The sequence below is a fragment of the Vibrio sp. genome, assembly GCF_047973365.1.
GTDB lineage: Bacteria > Pseudomonadota > Gammaproteobacteria > Enterobacterales > Vibrionaceae > Vibrio.
In genome coordinates, this window is the sequence record NZ_JBKEBW010000050.1 from 49,387 (window position 1) to 69,222 (window position 19,836).

17 protein-coding genes are annotated in these 19,836 nt (G+C 40.1%); 11 read left to right on the forward strand and 6 right to left on the reverse strand.

All coding sequences use genetic code 11. From position 1 onward, the window contains the following. Positions 1-16: 16 nt before the first annotated feature. Together ACK5MF_RS07180 and ACK5MF_RS07185 are read left to right on the forward strand one after the other, a co-directional pair. The gene (locus tag ACK5MF_RS07180) at positions 17-1,114 is read left to right on the forward strand and encodes a glycosyltransferase family 4 protein (RefSeq protein WP_416920750.1); all 1,098 of its coding nucleotides are present in this window, start codon (positions 17-19) and stop codon (positions 1,112-1,114) included. A gap of 9 nt (positions 1,115-1,123) precedes the next feature. Further along, positions 1,124-1,993 (forward strand): glycosyltransferase, encoded by an 870-nt coding sequence (locus tag ACK5MF_RS07185; protein WP_416920752.1) that lies wholly within the window; start codon positions 1,124-1,126, stop codon positions 1,991-1,993. Positions 1,994-2,231: 238 nt separating this feature from the next. On the opposite strand, the gene ACK5MF_RS07190 is transcribed toward ACK5MF_RS07185, so the two are convergent. From ACK5MF_RS07190 to ACK5MF_RS07200, 3 genes are all read right to left on the reverse strand, one after another. Next, a complete protein-coding gene (locus ACK5MF_RS07190; RefSeq protein WP_416920754.1) occupies positions 2,232-3,323 on the reverse strand; it encodes an acyltransferase family protein in 1,092 nt (363 codons plus the stop codon). Next, positions 3,307-4,581: a putative O-glycosylation ligase, exosortase A system-associated gene (locus tag ACK5MF_RS07195; protein ID WP_416920756.1), complete on the reverse strand. Its 1,275-nt coding sequence runs from the start codon at positions 4,579-4,581 to the stop codon at positions 3,307-3,309. The genes ACK5MF_RS07190 and ACK5MF_RS07195 overlap by 17 nt, the downstream gene beginning before the upstream one ends. 135 nt (positions 4,582-4,716) lie before the next feature. After that, positions 4,717-5,853 carry a glycosyltransferase gene (locus ACK5MF_RS07200; protein ID WP_416920758.1) on the reverse strand — a complete coding sequence of 379 codons (1,137 nt, stop codon included), beginning with the start codon at positions 5,851-5,853 and terminating at the stop codon, positions 4,717-4,719. Between the two features lie 179 nt (positions 5,854-6,032). On the opposite strand from ACK5MF_RS07200, the gene ACK5MF_RS07205 reads away from it, so the two are divergent. The 5 genes from ACK5MF_RS07205 (at position 6,033) to ACK5MF_RS07225 (ending at position 10,795) form a co-directional block, all read left to right on the forward strand. Beyond that, on the forward strand, positions 6,033-7,061 hold the full coding sequence (locus ACK5MF_RS07205) for a hypothetical protein (protein ID WP_416920759.1): 1,029 nt from the start codon (positions 6,033-6,035) through the stop codon (positions 7,059-7,061). Positions 7,062-7,191: 130 nt separating this feature from the next. Continuing rightward, positions 7,192-8,262, forward strand: a complete 1,071-nt coding sequence (locus ACK5MF_RS07210; RefSeq protein ID WP_416920761.1) for an acyltransferase family protein — start codon at positions 7,192-7,194, stop codon at positions 8,260-8,262. A 275-nt stretch (positions 8,263-8,537) separates the two neighbouring features. Continuing rightward, positions 8,538-9,125, forward strand: a complete 588-nt coding sequence (locus ACK5MF_RS07215; protein ID WP_416920763.1) for a D-sedoheptulose-7-phosphate isomerase — start codon at positions 8,538-8,540, stop codon at positions 9,123-9,125. After that, complete coding sequence (locus ACK5MF_RS07220) at positions 9,112-9,837, forward strand: nucleotidyltransferase family protein (protein WP_416920765.1); 726 nt, start codon at positions 9,112-9,114, stop codon at positions 9,835-9,837. The genes ACK5MF_RS07215 and ACK5MF_RS07220 overlap by 14 nt, the downstream gene beginning before the upstream one ends. A 46-nt stretch (positions 9,838-9,883) precedes the next feature. Beyond that, entirely contained in the window at positions 9,884-10,795 is a 912-nt protein-coding gene (locus tag ACK5MF_RS07225) for a hypothetical protein (RefSeq protein WP_416920767.1), read from the forward strand. A 40-nt stretch (positions 10,796-10,835) separates the two neighbouring features. Here ACK5MF_RS07225 and ACK5MF_RS07230 read toward each other — a convergent pair whose 3' ends face one another. From ACK5MF_RS07230 to ACK5MF_RS07240, 3 genes are read right to left on the reverse strand one after another with little or no spacing between them, the layout of a single operon-like run. Then, positions 10,836-12,332, reverse strand: a complete 1,497-nt coding sequence (locus ACK5MF_RS07230; RefSeq protein ID WP_416920769.1) for a lipopolysaccharide biosynthesis protein — start codon at positions 12,330-12,332, stop codon at positions 10,836-10,838. Then, on the reverse strand, positions 12,319-13,365 hold the full coding sequence (locus ACK5MF_RS07235) for a hypothetical protein (RefSeq protein ID WP_416920771.1): 1,047 nt from the start codon (positions 13,363-13,365) through the stop codon (positions 12,319-12,321). Before ACK5MF_RS07235 ends, ACK5MF_RS07230 begins: the two co-directional genes overlap by 14 nt. A 55-nt stretch (positions 13,366-13,420) precedes the next feature. Continuing rightward, positions 13,421-14,551, reverse strand: a complete 1,131-nt coding sequence (locus ACK5MF_RS07240) for a GNAT family N-acetyltransferase (protein WP_416920773.1) — start codon at positions 14,549-14,551, stop codon at positions 13,421-13,423. A 378-nt stretch (positions 14,552-14,929) separates the two neighbouring features. Between ACK5MF_RS07240 and prsT the strand changes: the two genes are divergently transcribed. The 4 genes from prsT to tnpB form a co-directional block, all read left to right on the forward strand. Beyond that, on the forward strand, positions 14,930-17,701 hold the full coding sequence (gene prsT, locus ACK5MF_RS07245; protein ID WP_416920775.1) for an XrtA/PEP-CTERM system TPR-repeat protein PrsT: 2,772 nt from the start codon (positions 14,930-14,932) through the stop codon (positions 17,699-17,701). Between the two features lie 16 nt (positions 17,702-17,717). Next, entirely contained in the window at positions 17,718-18,491 is a 774-nt protein-coding gene (locus tag ACK5MF_RS07250; protein ID WP_416920777.1) for a S1 family peptidase, read from the forward strand. Positions 18,492-18,502: 11 nt separating this feature from the next. Then, positions 18,503-18,913 (forward strand): VanZ family protein, encoded by a 411-nt coding sequence (locus ACK5MF_RS07255; RefSeq protein ID WP_416920779.1) that lies wholly within the window; start codon positions 18,503-18,505, stop codon positions 18,911-18,913. A gap of 618 nt (positions 18,914-19,531) precedes the next feature. Continuing rightward, the coding region (gene tnpB / locus ACK5MF_RS07260; RefSeq protein WP_416920781.1) for an IS66 family insertion sequence element accessory protein TnpB at positions 19,532-19,836 on the forward strand (305 nt) is incomplete at its 3' end.

Sequence of the window (19,836 nt, forward strand, 5' to 3'; positions counted from 1 at the left end):
CAATAAGCGGATTACTATGGATAAGCAACCGACAACAAAACACATCGCCTTCCTGATTAATGACATTACTCAACTCGGTGGCACCGAAAGGATGTGTGTTCTCATTTGCAACGAATTAAGCCGACTAGGTTATAAAATAACCATTATTAGCCAAACAGAAGCCAACAAAGAGCCCTTTTTTTTGCTGGATAGACAAGTCACCACAGAGCGGCTATTTGAAAAAGAACCCTCTTTAACCAATAAACTCGCTTTGCCTGTCGTTATTGGCAAAAAGGTGAAAAGTATCTGCGCGGATCTCTATATTAGCTGTGATACTCAGATGTGTCTGTTTTCATCAATACCTCTGCTAGGTAAAAAACACATCGGCTGGGAGCACTTCAATTCACAAATCGTTACCACATTCGGCAGTCGCTGGTTCGGAAGACGCTTAGCATCATTGCTGTGTGACAAAATTATTGTGCTCACTGAATCGGATAAAAAGCATTGGGTCGACAAGCTCAATACCAATCACGCCAAACTTGCTGTGATTCCTAACCCATTACCCGTCCCAAGAGCAAAACAGATCGATAATTCCAACCGTCAAAACATAGTATTAGCCATGGGCAGAATGACGGAGCAAAAAGGTTTTGATCTCCTGATCCAGGCCTGGAGCCATATTCCTGAAATTAACCGCAAAAACTGGATCTTGAGAATCGTCGGTCCCAATGGAAGTGCAAAACCCGCACTTGAGATGATGATAACTAAACATCACCTCGAACATTGCGTGCAGCTCATTGCCGAAAGCAAACAAGTAGAACAAGAGTATCAGCAAGCCGCAATCTACGTATTAAGTTCGCGATATGAAGGTTTCGGCCTGACCCTGATTGAAGCGATGGGACAAGGATTACCTGTTATAGCCTACGATTGCCCAATGGGCCCTGCAGAAATCATTGCTAACGACTATGGGCGGCTTGTGAAATCTGGTGATATCCAAGGTTTGGCGGAGTCTATTGAAGAATTCATAGCAGATAGCCAATTACGCCAAAAGTATAGTGATCTCGCCTACCAGCGTTCCGCCATCTATTCACCCGACATCATTATTCGTCAATGGGTGTCCATTATTCAACAACCTTGAGGAAGTCATATGCCAGAAAACACACTGCCAATCCGAGTCAATATCGTGGCGTATAATGAAGCACTGTTTATCGAGGAATGCCTTAATTCTATTAAGCTCGCCCTGGAATTGGCTTGTCATTCTGATGCTGTAGTCAGCATCATTGCTAATGGTTGTTCGGATAATACATACGAGATTGCCAAATCCTACTGCAAACAACTTGCGACTTGGACAGCCTATGAATTACCACTTGGTGATAAAGCCAATGCTTGGAATTACGCGATCACTCTGGATGACGCCAGCGGTAAATCATTGAGCATATTTGTTGATGGCGATTGTACTATTGCAGAGCAATCCATCATCTCTTTGCTAAATACCTACCAAAGCTCCCCTGCTGCTTATGCTATTGCGGGAGTGCCGGGGACAAAAGGCAATACCACCGAAACCACGATAAAACGAACACTTGCAGGCGATGCTCTCAGCGGGAATTTTTACGCACTCACCCCCAATTTTTTAAACAAAGTAGCAAGCCAGCAATTTCGGTTGCCCGTCGGTCTCATCGGAGATGACAGCCTTCTGGCATGGGTAGCAAGTCATGACTTCAAATTAAGCAACGGTGTGGTGAGTGGTTACCTGGTTGGCAGCGCTGGCGCAGATTTTTTCTACCACCGTCTTACCCCGGACTCCTTACATAACATCAGGCTTTACATAAGACGGATCCACAGATACAGCTTGCGCCACCTACAACAGAGTTGTATTCGGGAGTATCTGAATCAAGTGAATGATTTCAATCAATTACCACCCAATATCAGTGAGATTTATCAATATAAGAAAGCCAAACATATTCGATCAAACAGCCTATACGGTATGTTTGATGTGATTAACTACTGCCTAATTTAATATAGCCGGTTTAATGCAGACAGTTTCATTAATACCATTGTGGAAAAGTTTCTGATCAGTGAATGGGCATCGATAAGCAAACCCTCTGAGCCAGGGATGGCTCAGCGGAGCCCCATGGAAGGCGTTTTTATAAACAAATAAGGCGTGTTTGTGTTCGATGCCCATTCGCTGTTCCACCAATGCCCAATACGATCATATTTTTACCTAGGACGGTATAAGCCGTCGTAATCAATAATGCTTAATTGCTTAGCTCTCGTTTTTGTCTTTGATTATCTTCTTTAGTGATCAGTTTCGTGGTTAACCAGCGTTTAGCCGGAAGCTCTAAGTAGTGATAAAGAAAGTGAGAACCACCTAATACGATAACAAAATAGAGCAATAACCAATCCCATGGTGCTTGCTCTGTTTGTAAAAACAACTTCATAATATCTTTTGTTAAATAGTGAATAAGATAAACCGAGTAACTTATATTCCCCAACCATAGAAGCCATCTGGGGACTTTGACATCTGCATCAGACTCTAAACAGATAAAATAACTCACAAACAGCACCATAAACAGTGGTATCCAGCTATAGTTGGGTAACTCCAGCAGAACAGCGATGAACAGCAGAATGCCCATGCTAATAAGTAAATTCTTTTTGGCTAGCGGATTTAAAAGACCATCACGATACAAACTGAAAATGACCGTGCCAAGCATAAACTCAAACAGACAACGCCACATACCGAGTAACGGAATGAATTCACCAATATTCGTGGCACCTTTTTGACTGAAAATCACCAAAATCGCACCACAGCACAGCCCGATAACTATTGGGGGAAAATAGCGCTTACGTATACGGTTCAGATAAGTAGTAATGAAAGGAAAAGCCAGATAGCTGGCGAATTCAACACTGATAGACCATGACGGCACGTTCCAACTCAGCGTTTGAGAGAATCCCCAGTTATTCATTAACATCAGACTCATGAAGTAATTAGTGACATCATAACGTCCACCGCTTGGAAGTGCTCTCCCTGTATAAAAATAAGCAGCTGGTAAGACGAGATAAAGCAACATCACCGCTAGATGTAGCGGATAAATTCGCGCGATACGTTTAATGTAAAATGAGTACAAGTTGTGCCGATTCGGATACAGAGCCAGTTGTTCCTGATGGGTCATTGCAATGACAAACCCACTCAGTACAAAAAAGAAATCAACCGCGATATATCCCAGACCAGCAATATCTATCACCCAGTTAGGTACAGTGTGTACAAACTGAGGAATGAGATGATAGCAAGCGACCCATAACGCCAGTATTCCTCGTAATCCGGTGAGGGTATCAAAGTTTTTTCGCATCGATAGCTTTCTCGTCGAATTCTTTGTTCGCTATAGTGTGATGAGCGGCAGAGATAGCAATCAATTGATAAATGATTGGCTTAAAAGCTACGCCTATAAATAAGCCACCAATACAGTATATATAGATAGCGTGATTCATCGCCAAGCAAAAATCTTTGGTTTTATCATCGATATCATGACGTTTTATCAGTGAGTGATTAAGGCGAACTGCCGCAATAATTAACCCGAGAAAGATCAATAAACCAACATAGCCATGCTCACCTAAAACTTCAAAATAAATGCTATGAAAGGCTCGTACACCAACAAAGTCGACCAGCTTATCATCATACCGCCCCAGTTCTCCGGCATTATCCAAATAGCTTTGAAACCCACCGCCCATCAGGGGCTTATCGGCCACATAATCCATAGTCCATTGCCACACCGCCACTCGCTGTGATGCAGTGGTATTCCCCATTCGCTCAAACCATGACTGCGGAGCCACCTGAGAAATCACCACCGCAGCGATTAGGACAAGCGGAAGCAACTTAATCATATTTCTCAAGTTAAATGAACGAATACCAATATAAGCGACCAATGCCACCAATCCTGTTCGCGCTGTGGTTCCAACAACCGTTGTAATACATAAAATGCCTGTGAGTAGCCATATGATTTTTTTGTTTTGTAAAAAGGGCATCAGGGAAATATGTTTATTCAAATACAGTATAATCGGCAATGTCATCACGGCGACACAGGCCAAAGTCGAGCTTTCTGACAAGCCGAAATTTGAGCCATTAAGAATCAATCGTGCCCCATATCCCCCACCGCTCAAAATTGTTTTAGGTCCCGCGGATGCCATGTAAAACATGATAGAACAGAAAAATACCAATACGACGAACTCGAGTTGCTTGCGGGTTGTGATGGTAAACATTAATAAAAATGCCATCAGCAATGTTTTAAACGAAGGATCCCATTTAATCCATGCCGCCATAGGAAACCTTGCGTGCAAAGTGGTTAACGTTATCCAGATAAGAAAAATAACAAACAGCACTGGAATATTTTTGGATAGAGGGAAACGGAGTTTTTTTCCCGCCAACAATAGACTCAAAAAGCAAACTAAAGCCATTATCATAGAAATCGGCTTGCCTGCTAGAAAGCCAAAGACAAGTCCCTGAGGCACTACGAGGTCAGCCCACAGATATCCGGCAAAAGCCATGTATGGCCGCGTCAATCCTGGCAGAATAAAAGCCAGTAAGACCACTAAGATAATTAAATCACGCACGGCGGTTATGCTTACTATTGTGTGGTTTATCTTTTCTTTCTGCTCTCAGCATAAAATATATACTTATCACTATTGCCAAATTTGATAGTAAAAAAGCTAAGTTATCTATCATAAGTATTTCCCTATATTTACTGGCTAATTTATTGTTAAATCATTGCCCAAATAGATGTCCTGATAAGCTTTTACCATCTTATCCTGACTGAATCTTTCAACTATTTGCCGGCGAGCGTACTTTGACATTTCAATATTGTTATTTCTGTTATTAAATAACTTAATCATTGCCTGACAATAGGCGGTGATCTCACCTGAAGGTACAGACAATCCAGTTTTCTCTTCGATGATAACTTCAGAAATCCCCCCGACATCAGTGACCAAATGGGGTACAGACATCGACATGGATTCGAGTAATGTCATAGGTATGCCCTCAGCAATTGATGACATTAGAAAAATATCAAACTGCCGATAAAAATCTCTGACATTATTTTTTTCTCCAAGCAAAAAAACTCTATTTTCCAATACGGGATGATCAACAATGTATCTCGATAAATGATCTTTATCGGGACCATCTCCAATAATGACCAGCACACAGTTTTCCTTAAATACCTCAAGCCTTTGACATGCCAAGAGAAAAGATTCAAGCATAAATATTTGATTTTTTATTGCGTGTAAACGAGCAACATGGCCGAAAATAAACTTTCCTTGTAATACATTTAATTCATTGTCGTCGAAAAGATCAGGGTGAAAGTAGTTCGTATCAACTCCGTTAACAATCAAACGCAATTTGTTTCCTGAAAGTCCAACGTCCTTCGCGAGCCAGTTATGCAGATCCTGCGAGACGGTGACAATTTTATGGATAGGGTAGCTGCATATTTTTCGCAGCCACTGATATTTAGTCACGCTACCGTTCGGATCATAGCTATCCCTACCATGCTCAGCATGAACTCTCATCGGAACACGAGCAAGAAGACCTATCCACTGGTATTCAATCGCCCCTAAATTATAGGTGTGTAACACATCCGGCCGCAGCTCTCTCAACAAGCGGTATAGCTTAAGATTAATAGAAAAATCCTTTCCTGATTTTTTATTTAAACAATAATGATCGATGGGAACAGTTATCTGTGAAATAAAGCTTCCGGCTTCAGTCAGAGATATAATCGTATGGTGAAACGTCTCATTATTGAGATGATTAATACAATTAACGATGATTCGTTCTAACCCACCCACCTCAAAACTAAATACCAAGTGGCATATATGTGTTTTATTTACTTGCATACAATCCTTTTGCATTAAATAAAGTCTAATTATTTTGTATTAGTTTGGAAATAAAAAATACAGTAGATTTCTTTTTGTTTTGTTTCTAGTGTAAACACAGAAATATTTACTATTAACTTACTACAAGTTAATTATAAAACAACGTTAAATTTGGTTCTAATATAAGGAGAATTTATATTATGCTCGTTCGTTCACGCTCTCCTCTCAGATTAGGACTTGCGGGAGGAGGCACAGACCTTTCGCCGTACTGTAATAATTTTGGCGGTTGTGTGTTAAATGCCACAATCAATATGTATGCGAACTGCACGATAGAGTTAGTTGAGCCACAAAATGGTATTACTTTTATTGCTCAGGATATCAACAAAGAGTTTCATTCCCCTTTAGCCGCACATCTAAAACCGGAAGGTGATTTAATTCTGCATAAAGCGGTCTACAACCGAATCGTCAGAGACTATCACGATAATGAACCACTGCCCGTCAAAGTTTACACCTATTCTGATGCGCCTCCCGGCAGTGGCTTAGGTTCTTCCTCAACCATGGTTGTCACTATCATCAGCGCCTACCAGCAATTATTACAGCTACCACTGAGTGAATACGATATCGCTCGTATGGCATATGAGATTGAACGGATTGATTGCCATTTAGCAGGAGGAAGACAAGATCAGTATGCGACGACATTCGGTGGTTTTAACTTTATGGAGTTCTACGAGCATGAACGCGTCATTGTTAACCCTTTACGTATTCGACAAAGCATCATTAATGAGCTGGAAAGCCAGTTGGTACTCTTCTTCACCGGTGTTTCAAGATCATCGGCAAAAATTATAGATGATCAGATTAAAAGTACTTCGGCAGACAACAGTAAAGCGCTTGATGCGATGCACGACGTCAAACAGCTCTCTTATGCGATGAAAGAGTGCTTATTGCGATCAGATATTAATGGCATGTCTGAACTGTTTAAGAAAGCGTGGGTTGCAAAAAAATCCACTTCCAGCTCTATATCAACACAGCATATTGAAACCATTGCGGACAAAGTACTCAGTGCTGGGGCCAAGTCGCTCAAAATCAGTGGTGCAGGTGGAGGCGGATTTATGATGTTATTTGTCGACCCTATTCGTCGTGTTCAGGTAGAACGAGTCCTTAGCGAGCTGGACGGAAAAGTACAACCATTTCGCTTTACCCAGCAAGGAACCCAGTCTTGGCGGGTCTGACGATAGTCCGCAAAAGATACTCCGCAAAAGAGTGATAACAAGGGAAATCGCCATTGCTGTACTCAAACTATTTGGAGCGCAGCCAACGCAATTGCAGCTTCAAATAGCAAGAGTATATTAAGGATTGATAATGAAGAGCAGAGTCGAACATATAGATATTGCAAAAGGAATATCTATTACCTTGGTTGCTATGTTCCATAGCAAGTTAAGGATCTACTGCCCGGAAATTGTCGACCCGATGTCGCTATTCCGGATGCCGCTGTTTTTTCTATTGTCGGGTATCTTCTTCTCATGGACTGCTAACCCAAAAGTCTTTTTATTGAAGAAGTCTGAAGCGTTACTAAAGCCCTATTTTTCAGTGTTGTTATTGTTACTTTTCACCAGCATGGTGGCCGGTGAACATGGCTTGATAAGCCAATTTGCAGGAATACTCTATGGTAATGCGGATACGATTAGATGGTATCCTATGTGGTTCTTACCCCACCTGTTTGCTGTTTATGTTTTTGCGTATATTCTCTTTCGTTATATTGGCTTAGCACAATTACCGCCATTAAGTATCATTGCGATAATAAGCGGATTTTTAGTTATCGGCTGTATCTGGACCGATTACTTTTGGAATAAAAACATCGCCTTTTTCTCGCAATCTTTCACCATTCCAGGATTGCCATTTTCGGCAGATATCATTTTAGTCTCATCTTGTTATTTTATACTCGGTCATCTACTCAAAGCGCATTTAATGAACTTTACGCCTAATTTATGGATCTTAGCATTATCGATCGCTCTGTTTGTGTTCATTGTTCAGACTACCGATGCCCACATTGACTTGAACCGAAGAGTTTACAGTGCCCCGATATATGCAACCCTTGGTGCACTTAGTGGCATCTATATGATCATTAGCCTATCTTACGCTCTCTGTCAAAAGCACTGGCTTAGTTTTATACCTTTGCGCATCGGCCAGGCAAGCTTATATATACTCATATTTCATGACTTTATAATGTATAAATTATTTAGCTATTTCTCTGCCAATGTTGTTGAGAAAAGCAATTTGGTGTTATTAGCTTTTGTTTGTTTAGCATTAGCCGTTTTCATCCCTGTGGCGATTAAATGGGCTGTAGAACGCAATGATTTACTCTCTTTGGCATTTTTGCCATTTAAATCCAACAAATTACTTCAACGTATGGGTTTTATTACCAATAGCTAATAGCAATCAACGACTCCCTACGTCCTATATATAATGGAATAAATAGACAAAAATAATACTTTAGCACTAGTGTTTTTATCATCCGATTAGTTAAATATAAATAAGAAATCAACCAAAGAATTAATCAAGCTATAATATTCCATAAAATGAATTCATACGGATTGATAACCGTTTAAAGTTAAAATAAGATTAATATTCAATAGCTAACTAAAGTTTCTCACTATATTAATAGTCCTTCAGCAGCCTTACGGCATTACTTAACAAGGAACTCCGATATGGATGGTCTAATATATTTTCAACAAAACATTATTAATTCCATTGAGACCAAACAGGCATTGCTTAGAGATGAAGCCGCGTTATCTGGCATTTTAAAAGCCAGCGAATTATGTTTAGCCGCCTACAGACGAGGTAACAAAGTTATGATTGCCGGCAATGGCGGTAGTGCTGCGGACTCGCAGCATATAGCAGCCGAGTTTGTCAGCCGTTTTGAATTTGACCGTCCGGGACTACCTGCATTGGCTTTAACAACCGATACCTCCATATTAACAGCCATTGGCAATGATTACGGCTTTGAAAAACTATTTGCCAGACAGATTCAAGCCAATGCTCAAGTAGGTGATATCTTTATCGGTATCAGTACATCAGGTAATTCTAAAAATATTTTGGCGGCGATGATTCAGGCAAAATCTATGGGTCTAACCACCGTTGGCTTGGCTGGGAGTGGCGGAATAATTGCAGATTACTGCGATATCTGTATACGAGTGCCGTCCAGCCATACTCCTAGAATTCAGGAATCTCATATCCTGATTGGTCATATGATCTGTGGCTATGTTGAACAGGAGTATTTTAGTGATAGAGCCTAATCAAGTTACGGCGATCATACTATGCGGTGGGTTAGGTACACGCCTGAGGGCAGTGACCAACGACCAACTACCAAAATCAATGCTGGATGTTGCAGGGCGCCCTTTTCTGGAGTACCTGCTTGATTATCTGATTGTTCAGGACATTAACAAAGTTATTTTGGCGGTCTCATATCGTAAAGAAATCATCATGGACCACTTTGGTCAGCGCTACCGTGAGTTGGCTGTTAGCTACTCAATTGAAGACAAACCACTGGGTACTGGTGGCGCCATAAAGCAAGCACTTATCGAAAATGATGCAACGGAATCGAGCTTTTTTTTAATCCTCAACGGGGATACCTACTTTGAATATCGTTTAGATAGCATGCTGCTGGAATTTTACAATAAACAAGCGGAACTTATCATGGCGTTGAAACGGATGGATGACACTGGGCGCTATGGAAGAGTCACTGTTGATAACAAGAATAAAATCGTAACATTCGAAGAAAAGCAGCTTGGTCACGCAGGGTATATCAATGCAGGGATTTACCTAGTGAAAAAGCAAATAAAAGAGACTTTTCCTCAACTGAACACATTTTCATTCGAAAAAGACTATTTAGAAAAACAAGTCAATAAGGGTCTGAATGCATTTGCCAGTCATGTCGATACTTACTTCATCGACATTGGAATACCTCAAGATTACTACCAGGCAAACCATTACTTAAATCATCATTGATAACGCCACGTCCTATTCAAGTTCTTTTCAACATTAAGGGGAAAAAATGCTTAACAAAATACTGCAAAAAATCGAAGGTTATAGATTTAGTGCCACTGTAAAAAAAATTAATACAACGATGCCAATTGAATACGTTTACGACGAGAGAGTAACCATTTTATCTATGGTTGGGCACAATGCAGTATCAATGTACTTGGTTGCAATAAAGTCGTTTATGAACCAGTTTGGATATGGGTCAATAGAAGTTATTAACGATGGATCTTTGACTGCAAGCGATATTAACCTACTACAGCATCATGTCCCCAGATTAGCAATCAGCCAAGCTCAGGAAGTGAACACTTACAACTGCCCAAGTTATATTTCCTGGAAGAGACTGTTCCGTATCGTTGAACTGGTAAAAACGAGCTATGTCATACAGCTTGACTCAGATATTGTTGTAACAGGCCCAATGTTGGAAATTAATAGTAAAGTACAAAAAAATAGCGGTTTTGTTATAGGCAGCAATCAATGGAGCGAGCCTGTAGACACGGAGTATTTACACGCAATCATCAAACAATGGACGAGCAAACATGTACAACCGTCCGCAGAGTTACACTTCAAAGATCTGAACTTCTTCAAGCCCAATATAAAATACTTAAGAGGCTGTGCTGGATTTTGTGGCTATCCCAGACAATCATTTAATGAAAATGATATTATTCAGTTATCTTTGGAAATTGAAGAGAAAATCGGCAAAGACAAATGGAAGCAATGGGGAAGTGAGCAAGTCACCACTCTGTGTCTAATTTCCAAAAGCTTTGAATCGTCGGTATTACCTTGGCCTAAATATCAAAACTATCGTTTTCCTGAAACCAATGAGCCACAATCCTCTATGGCTTTAATTCACTTTATTGGTACAAACCGGTTCACCAGCTCTTGTTATAGAACACTGTGCAGCTCATTCATTAGCAAAATAAAATAGTTGCATAGTACCTTTAGAAAAAGCACCAGAAAACTAATAACTATTGAACTTTAACTTTACTTATTTTCCCAATAAAAATCGACGTTAGACTATAGCAGGTGTTTTTAATTATTTTCCAATCGCCATCATTGTTATATATTAGCATTACAACAATAACTAAAAAAATGAGAGCAATCACATACACAAATGATATAAAGACAACATTAAAAAAATCAAAATGACTTAAAGAGACATTATTTCTTATATATAAACACAATAAAAATGCCATCAAATTGCAAGCAACAACTGGTATATATGAAACAATTAACCTCCGAATCGAGAAACCAATACTGCTCTTAAGAACAAAGAGTAAAATAAATGACACCATGGTGTCTACCAGTAGTTTTGCAACCACAACCCCTATCAAACCGTAAAATTTCAACCCCAAAAAATAAGTCACTATTGATATTAATGTGCTAAAAATCTCAATTTTAAATAGACACTTAACCTCACCCAATAGAGTAAGTACACCAAATGAAAAATCATTAAAATTTAAGATGACAATTAATAAAGAAAAATATGGCAGAATCATAGTCGCCAAATGCCACTTATCTGCACTACCTAGTAGAAGTTCAACTAAAGAAGAAGCCGATAAAATTAATAACATTGAAATCGGTAAAGATATAAATATGCTGATAAAAAGTGTTTTATGCACTTTTTCTTTGAACTCTTCTTTATCGTTAACTAACTGCCCTAATGCCGGGAAAACAGAATCTTTGATAGGAAATAAAAATAACACTCTGGGAATTTCTGCAATTCGTTGAGAAACAGAAAAAGCTCCTAGCTCAATAACACCGAGAAATTTGGTAATAAATATTTGATCTACCTTACCACTGGTATAATTAACAATACCTTTGAGAAAGGTCCATTGAGAAAAAGATATCTGTTTGGATAAACATGATAAAGAAAATCGTGGGCGATAACTAAAGAATTTGTAAGTTAAAACTGAATAGGCAATGAAATTAACCAAGTTTCCGAATACAAAAGCCCAATAATTTTTGATCAAAAAAGCCAAGACAACGGTAGCAATGAAACTGAAAATTTTGACGATAACTTCCAATTTCATGATTTCCTTGAATTCCATGCTCTTTTTGGCCAAAATTATCCCAATGTTACTCAAACCAATAATGAGCGGAATTAAACTCAACACCTTTAAAACATCCTCTAATTCCGGCTCATTAAAAAATGAGGCGGCATTAGTCGAAAAAGAAAATATAAGCAGTGAAATCAAAATTTTAGTTATTAACTGAAAGGTCCAGGCTGTATTAATATCATCATCATCCAAATCCTGAGTTTTTATCAAATACTGCTCTGTTCCTAAACGGGATAACAGTTCAAAAAAAGAAGTCACTAAACTTGCTGTAGCCACTAAACCAAAATCATTCGGTGTCAATAAACGAGCCAGAATAAGCGTAGAGAACATCCCTAAACATGTCACCAGCACTTTGGATACAAAGTTAAAAAACGTTGCACTCAATACCTTTTTAGAATAACTCATTGTTAGATCTTCCTATTTTATGATTTGAAGATTCTCCTGTTGCTACAAAATCCTGAGCCTTAACTAGTTGGGCACTTTCTAAACCTTTAAACCAGCAGATATATTGATGAATATTATTCTTAAGGGCGATAAGATCATTACGATTTCTTACATAAGGAGTTAACTTCACCATTGAACTCGGCGAGTGAAAAGAGACAACAAACTCTTTTTGATCAATATCCAGTTGAGCTTCAGTGACCTGCTTCATTTGTTCAAGTGTGAACCCTTCCGGAGTCAGGCGATGACATTTAATTCTTAATAACTTTCCTAACATCCGAGTCAAAAAGTGAGATTGTATTTGATTGTATAACTCAGGTCGCTTATTTAGAATCCGAGTAATTACTGGGGAAATAGACAGTATAGAATTGGTGTGTGGAAGATACATTATACCGTTGACACAAAACGGCATATTAGAATAATGACTGAAGTCTGGCCCGTATTGATGAGTATAATCACAATACGCATTAATACTCAAATCCAGTGTGTACCCTAATTTTTTTAAGATATTATGGGTGTTAATTCCAGAACCATACCGACCAGCAACATAAGTTTTAGGACGACTACCCGTAATATGTTCAATGGCCGCTGTTAATACTTTTAATTTTCTATACTCTAAATCCTTTGGCAGATTACCAGGATAAGAGAATTTTTCAGCGACCTCATCACTATCATCGTCAAAAGGGGGACAAACCCATGGGTGTAGGTGCGCCGCGAATTCTACTTCATTTCTGGCTGTATGTTTGCAGTATTCTACGACTCTTTTCCCTCCAGCACTGGTTACAAACGGGTACCCCATTGCCAATGTGATTTTTCCGCCCAATTTCAGAATGTCATCAATAAATTGAATCAGTGCGTCTGTATGTGTTACCTGATTATTGGATCGGTAAAAACCTGAGCTCCAGTCAAACTCTTCTTCAGCATGAATCACGATAGCCAACTTAACGCCTGTAACGACTGTCAATTTCTGCTGATATAGACTCAATGGCTTTTCCACTCGGTCGTCCGAATCCATAATTAATACTTTTTTGTTTAAGCTGTCATGCATAGAATTAGGACTTATGATAGGTTAATAATTTATGTTTCAGATCACGAGCATAATTCTCAATGAAAAGTAGCCAATGGCTGTGCTCATACTGATACACGGCTAAAGATCCAATGCAATTGGCGAAAGTACTTTTATAACGAGCATCACCACCCAAAAAGTCATATCTCTCAACCCCCTCGCTGATCGCCTTTTCTAACAATAAATAATGCGAGACGAGTCCTGGTTTATAATGTGGACTAATATTTGTGTGAGCATAATTTAAAGCGCATAAATAAAAATAAACTGAATTTTTATATTTAAAATTATAAATAATACCAATAGTTTCGCTGCCAGCTTTGACATGGTGTAATTGGATATGTCCATCAAAGAATGCCCGATCAATAAGCTGAGTATGGAAATAAACAAACTTGTCATTGACGAAGCCGCTACCCGATTCGCCTTCTCCCCAACGAGACTTGTGATATGGCCCTGCCAAACTTAATAATTGCAATGCCGCTTCTTTCGCTACCATAGTTTCTACTGTGACTGGGCCAATCTCTTCATATTTACGCAAACTACGCGAGATCTGATAGCGTGAGCTACGTGACAGGGATTTAAGCAGTGATTTGGGCTGACCAAGAAAGATATTTAACTCAACGCTATAGCCCGTTGCTTGCCAGATCTTCCTTTCATATAAGCCATGAATCTCTGAAGCCGCAAACAAATCAGACCGGCTTGCCCCGACAACAAAAGCGTCGTATTTTCCCATCCAATCAACCACACTGGAAAACATAGCAGCACGAATATCTTTACTTCTCTGCGACGAAATCAAAAAGTCGTTGTATTCAATCCATATCTGATCTTCACAATTCACACCCGTACGATGCAAATAATGTTTAGATCTATACCTGTCGAGCCCAAATCCGCATGGCTCACTGACAATAATTCCTAGCCCAACAGTTTCCCTCCCGATATGAGCTTCAATCACATGAAACTGTTTGACGAAAGAATCCAGCCAGGTACCCATCCACAGCCAGCTGAGAAAGAAATTAGCTTCTGCCTTTTGTTCCAATAATATCCAAGTAGCTTCAAGCCACTGTCTGTCAGGATTTTGATACCATTGACACTCAACTTTATCCTTTTGTTTATCGCTCACTGAAATCCCTTACTTTTTTATTTTGAGCAGCAAGCCTTTAAATGCCACATAAAGTCGTACCAAATTATCATGATATGATTCAATTCTCTGCTTAATATACTATTAGTTCGATAGAATCTAGTACGCTAGCATCGCTATTCTCTACGCCATGAATTAACTATAGGTTATAAGAAGTATAGGTTATAAGATACATAATTATCATATTTGAGAATATATCGTCAGTATTTTAACTAATGATTTCATCATTTAGTATTAGAATCTATTTTTAAAAAATAATTATTTAGCATTAATTCAAATTAATAACTTCGATCTACTAATTATAATTAATTAATGGTTTATCATAACAAAGTCATTATCATTTTTATGTCAGGGAAAGATATGCCGTTTAATAATCAATATGTCTTAAAAAGATCTGCATTAATGCTTGCTCTTAGCTCTCTAGTGATCAGTTATGCAGCGCTGGCCGACAAATATCTCGACAATGCCATAGAATATATGGAAAAAAATGAAACATCTTCTGCCATCATTGAGCTTAAAAACTCAATACAAAATTCGCCCAACGATGCTCAGCCCCGTTTCTTTCTTGGTAGCATATATCTTCAACAAGGAAGCTTTCTCGCAGCAGAAAAAGAATTAACTAAAGCTCTTGAGCTAGGAATCGCCAATGAGGAGATCGCGCCACTTTTGCTGAGAACCAAACTAAATCTGGGCAAAAATCAAGAAGTTATCAATTACATTGATAACCATCGTGTCAGTGACCCTTATCTCAACAGCGAACTTCTTGCTCTTAAAGCCATGGCAGAGCTCAACCTGAATCAAGTGGACGCGGCCAAACAAAGTCTGCAACTGGCGGGTGATATCGCTCTCGATTCCCAATATGTAAAGCTTAGCCTGGCGAGATTGGATGCGGCACAAAAGAATATCGATCAGGCACTCAAAACAATAGATGAGCTGCTGGATAAAGATGATTCAAATGCAGATGCCTGGATATTCAAAGGCCATTTACAGATGGTGAGAAAAGATTTTGCCGCTGCTGCAGAAAGTTATAGCAAAGCTTTTCAGCTCGCGCCAAGTGCTGGACAATACACGCTGTTCATTTCAAGAGCACTGGTTATGAGTGGTCAAATGGACAAAGCCCAACCTTATGTCGATAACGTGTTAAATCAGTATCCAAATCAAGTTCTGGCGAACGATTTAAAAGCGGCTATTGATTTTTCTAACAATCAATTTGAGCCCGCTAAACAACATGCTGATAGAGCGATTAACAATGGTTCAACCAGTCTGGCCACGTCACTAATTTCAGGTGTTTCTGCCTACAAATTAAAATTGTATGAACAAGCCAATCATCGCTTGAGGCAGATCCAACCTCGTTTACCCGACGACCATTTAGCCAGACGGTTATATATCGTAACTCAATTAAAACTGGGCTATATCGATGAGGCAATAGAAGAACTCGGTAAACTCAATACTGACTCAAAACAAAACAGCGCGTTTCTATCCCAGACCAGTATGGAACTCGCTAACCTTGGTAGAAACGAAGAAGCTCTTATGCTTGCAAAAAAAGCTTATGTTAGCGACAACAGTGATTTTAATGAAATGATGTTAGGCATAGTTAAGCTTTCTGCCAACGATGCCAGCGGGATTGACGAGCTTAAGCATGCGGTAGCTGAACAGCCAGATAAAAGAAAAGCTGAGCTGGGAATAGGTTACTATTACCTTCAACTGGGCGCTTTCGACGAAGCGCAGAACATTGCTGATAACTGGCTGAAAAAAAACAACAAAGATACAGATGCATTAGTACTTAAAGGGGCCGTATCACAAAGTCAACAGCATGTTGAACAAGCTAAGAAATTATATAACCAGGCATTAACCATCAATCCTAACCATATTCAAGCTAACATTTTATATGCTCAAATTCTGTCTGCAGAAGAGCAGTGGGAGAACGCATTTCAATATGCCTACAGAGCAAAAACACTAGCACCAGGCAATGAATCAGCAACGAATCTTCTTTATGTTTGTAGTACCAAAGCAGGAAAAACAGAAGAGCTGCTGAGTCTGATAAACAAGCAACTTGCACAAAACCCATCCGACCTGACGCTAATACCGCAAAAAGCTATGGCATTGGTGTTAAACGAACAGAACAGTCAGGCTATCAATTTACTCGAGAGCCTTCCGAAGCAAAACCAGACCCCCCAAACCTGGTCTTTGCTTGGCAATATTTATTTTACCCAACAACGATGGATTGATGCCGAACGAGCTTACTTAGCCTGGCTGAACATAGCGCCAGCGGATGTAAATGCCCATATTCGAAGTATTTACATTAGTAAACTAAGCAACAAATATGGCTCAGGAATTGCGCTCGCAGATGAAGCTATCAATGTATTCCCGAATGACATCCGCTTCCCGATGTTAAAAACCGAATTGCTGCTAGAATCCGGAAAACCTGAAGCGGCTCAACAAGTACTCAATACACTGGACACTAATGCACATAACCTTCCGTATATTCTGAAACTACAAGGCACTGTTTATATACAAGAACAATTGTGGGACAAAGCAATTTCGACGTTTCAGCAACGTTATAAAGCAGCCCCCGGAGTAGATACAGCAAAAGAGTTGGCAACCTTATATGTTAAAAATCATCAGGCATCTAAAGCGGTTAACTTTTTGTCTGCAACCATTCAGCAAGAGCCGCAAAAAGCACGTGCATTACAACTTTTACTTGCCGATATTCAAAGTGTTGTTGATCCAAAAGCGGCAACGCAACAGTATATTGAAATTATTGCCAGAGAACCGAAGAACGTAATGGCATTGAATAATATTTCTTGGCTTTATATTCAACAAAACAACCTACACGAAGCTTGCAAATATTCAGCAAGGGCCTATCAACTGGCGGGCTCTCAACCAGCAATTCAGGATACACACGGGTATTGTTTGCTTCAGGCTGGTGAGACAAAACAAGCCGTCTCGATGCTGGAACAAGCTTATCAAGCCGTTAAAACTCAACCAGAGATAGCGTTACATTATGTCGAGGGCCTGATAGCTGAAAAGCAATTTGCTGAAGCTAAGCGAGTATTAAATAATATCGACACTAATAATCCAAAATTTGTTGCCGACAAAAAAACGTTAGAAATAAAACTAACCCGTTTGTGAATCGGTGGATTTGGTCATGTGGCGGACTTGTTTTCAGGCATTTATTTTTCAGACATTTATTGTTCTGGCATGCGTGCTACTGCCATGGCGTTCATTCGCTGGACTGCCAGAAACCATCGCTACCATTCAGCCTTCTGTCGTTGGCGTCGGAACCTACAAACGTTTAGCCGAACAACCATTTGCCATTCTTGGTACTGGTTTTGCTTTTGACAAACATTATGTCGCAACGAATGCTCATGTCATTCCCTCCCTACTTGACAGTAAAACTAATGAAAAGATCATCATTTATGCGGGAAAAGGGGATGAAGCAAAAGTTTATGATGCCGAAATCGCAGCCATCAACGATGTTTACGATATTGCCATCCTAAAAATTGCGGGAACATCATTAGTCCCACTGAACCTTTCAACTAGAACCGTCAGAGAAGGTGAGCTTTATGCGTTTACCGGTTATCCACTGGGCTCTCTTCTTGGACTATACCCCGTCACCCATAGGGGGATCATTTCCAGCATTACTCCTGTCGTGATCCCTTCCAGAAATGGAAAAGAGTTAACAGCAAAAAGAATCAAACAACTGCGTGAGCCTTATTTTGTTTATCAACTGGATGCCTTCGCCTATCCCGGCAACAGTGGCAGCCCTGTATTTGATCCAGAAACAGGGGAAATCATTGCCTTAATTAATAAGGTACTGGTTAAGTCGAGCAAAGAATCCATGCTGACAGACTCTACTGCGATTACTTACGCAGTACCTATCAAATACTTGTACCAAATGATTTCCGTCCTTCCCAATTGATGAGAAAAGTAATGAGATTGCTAAAATACACTCTACTTGCGCTATACACCCTGCTTATTACCTATGTCTCGCTCGCCAATGATTCATCGCCGAACGCAACGCTACCCGATCTCGACAGTTACGGTATACCAAACCTAGATAAAATGGCTCATGCAGGTGCTTACGCCTTATTTATTGTGATTGCCATGATGTCATTTGGCATAAAACGCCGGATAACAATCGCTATCGCTGTACTGTTTTTCGGGGTGATACTCGAACTACTACAAGCATGGGTGCCGTTACGGGAGCCATCTTTGGCCGATTTCATCGCCGATGCTGTTGGCGTGTTATTGGGTATCTTGTTGATACACGGGTTAAGCGTCTTACCACAAAGCCGTTTTACGGCAATAATTGCTCTTTGTTTAGAGAACAACAGCAAATGATTTTATACCAATTTCACTATTAATTTGTTCAGTATTAGACAATGAGCACCGAACGCAAACACGCATCAATTCATCCTTGAAGCTCCGCCGAGCCATCCATGGCTCGGAGGGTTTGCTTATCGGTACTCAATGTCTACTTGATCAGGAAACTAATGTGTTTGGTAGTGAGCTTACGGCAGCATAGCTCAACTTAATCAATATTGTCTGATTTACTAAGTGCATCTCTACTATCCGGAATTGCACTATGCACAATCATGACAACTTGACCCAAGCTATAGCCGCTTTTAACCATTGGCGATTACATCGCACCAATCAACATAGCCCCATCCCCGATGAGCTGCGACGCATAGCGGTCACTCTCCTTGACAACTATCGCGTTGGGCAAATTACTCAAGCTCTACGGCTCTGCTCTACTCAGCTTAAGGACTGGCGAAAACAGTTTTCATCCGAACCGTCATCCGTCTCTGAATTTGTCCCTCTGACTATTGAGGTCGAGAATCGAACCTCGTCTCAATTAAGTCTCACGCTTATTTTGCCTAATTCCACCCAAATTCGGATGAATGGGCAGATATCTTCCGATTTATTACGCACTCTGATACAAGAAGCAGGAGGGCGACTATGATCCACCTGACCGCTGAGACTCGCATTCTCCTTGCCACTCAACCGGCTGATTTTCGTTGTGGCATTGATGGCTTTGCTGCGTTGTGTCGTCACCAATTAAACCAAGAGCCTCGAAACGGGACGTTGTTTGTCTTTACCAACCGCCGCCGCACCCAGTTGCGGGCACTCTGTTATGACGGCTCTGGCTTCTGGTTAATGAGTAAACGTCTGACCAAAGGCTGCTTCCAGGACTGGCCCGGTCATCATCAGGATAGGGTGACCCCGTTAGCGGCCAAACAACTGAAAGTGCTGCTGACGGGCCT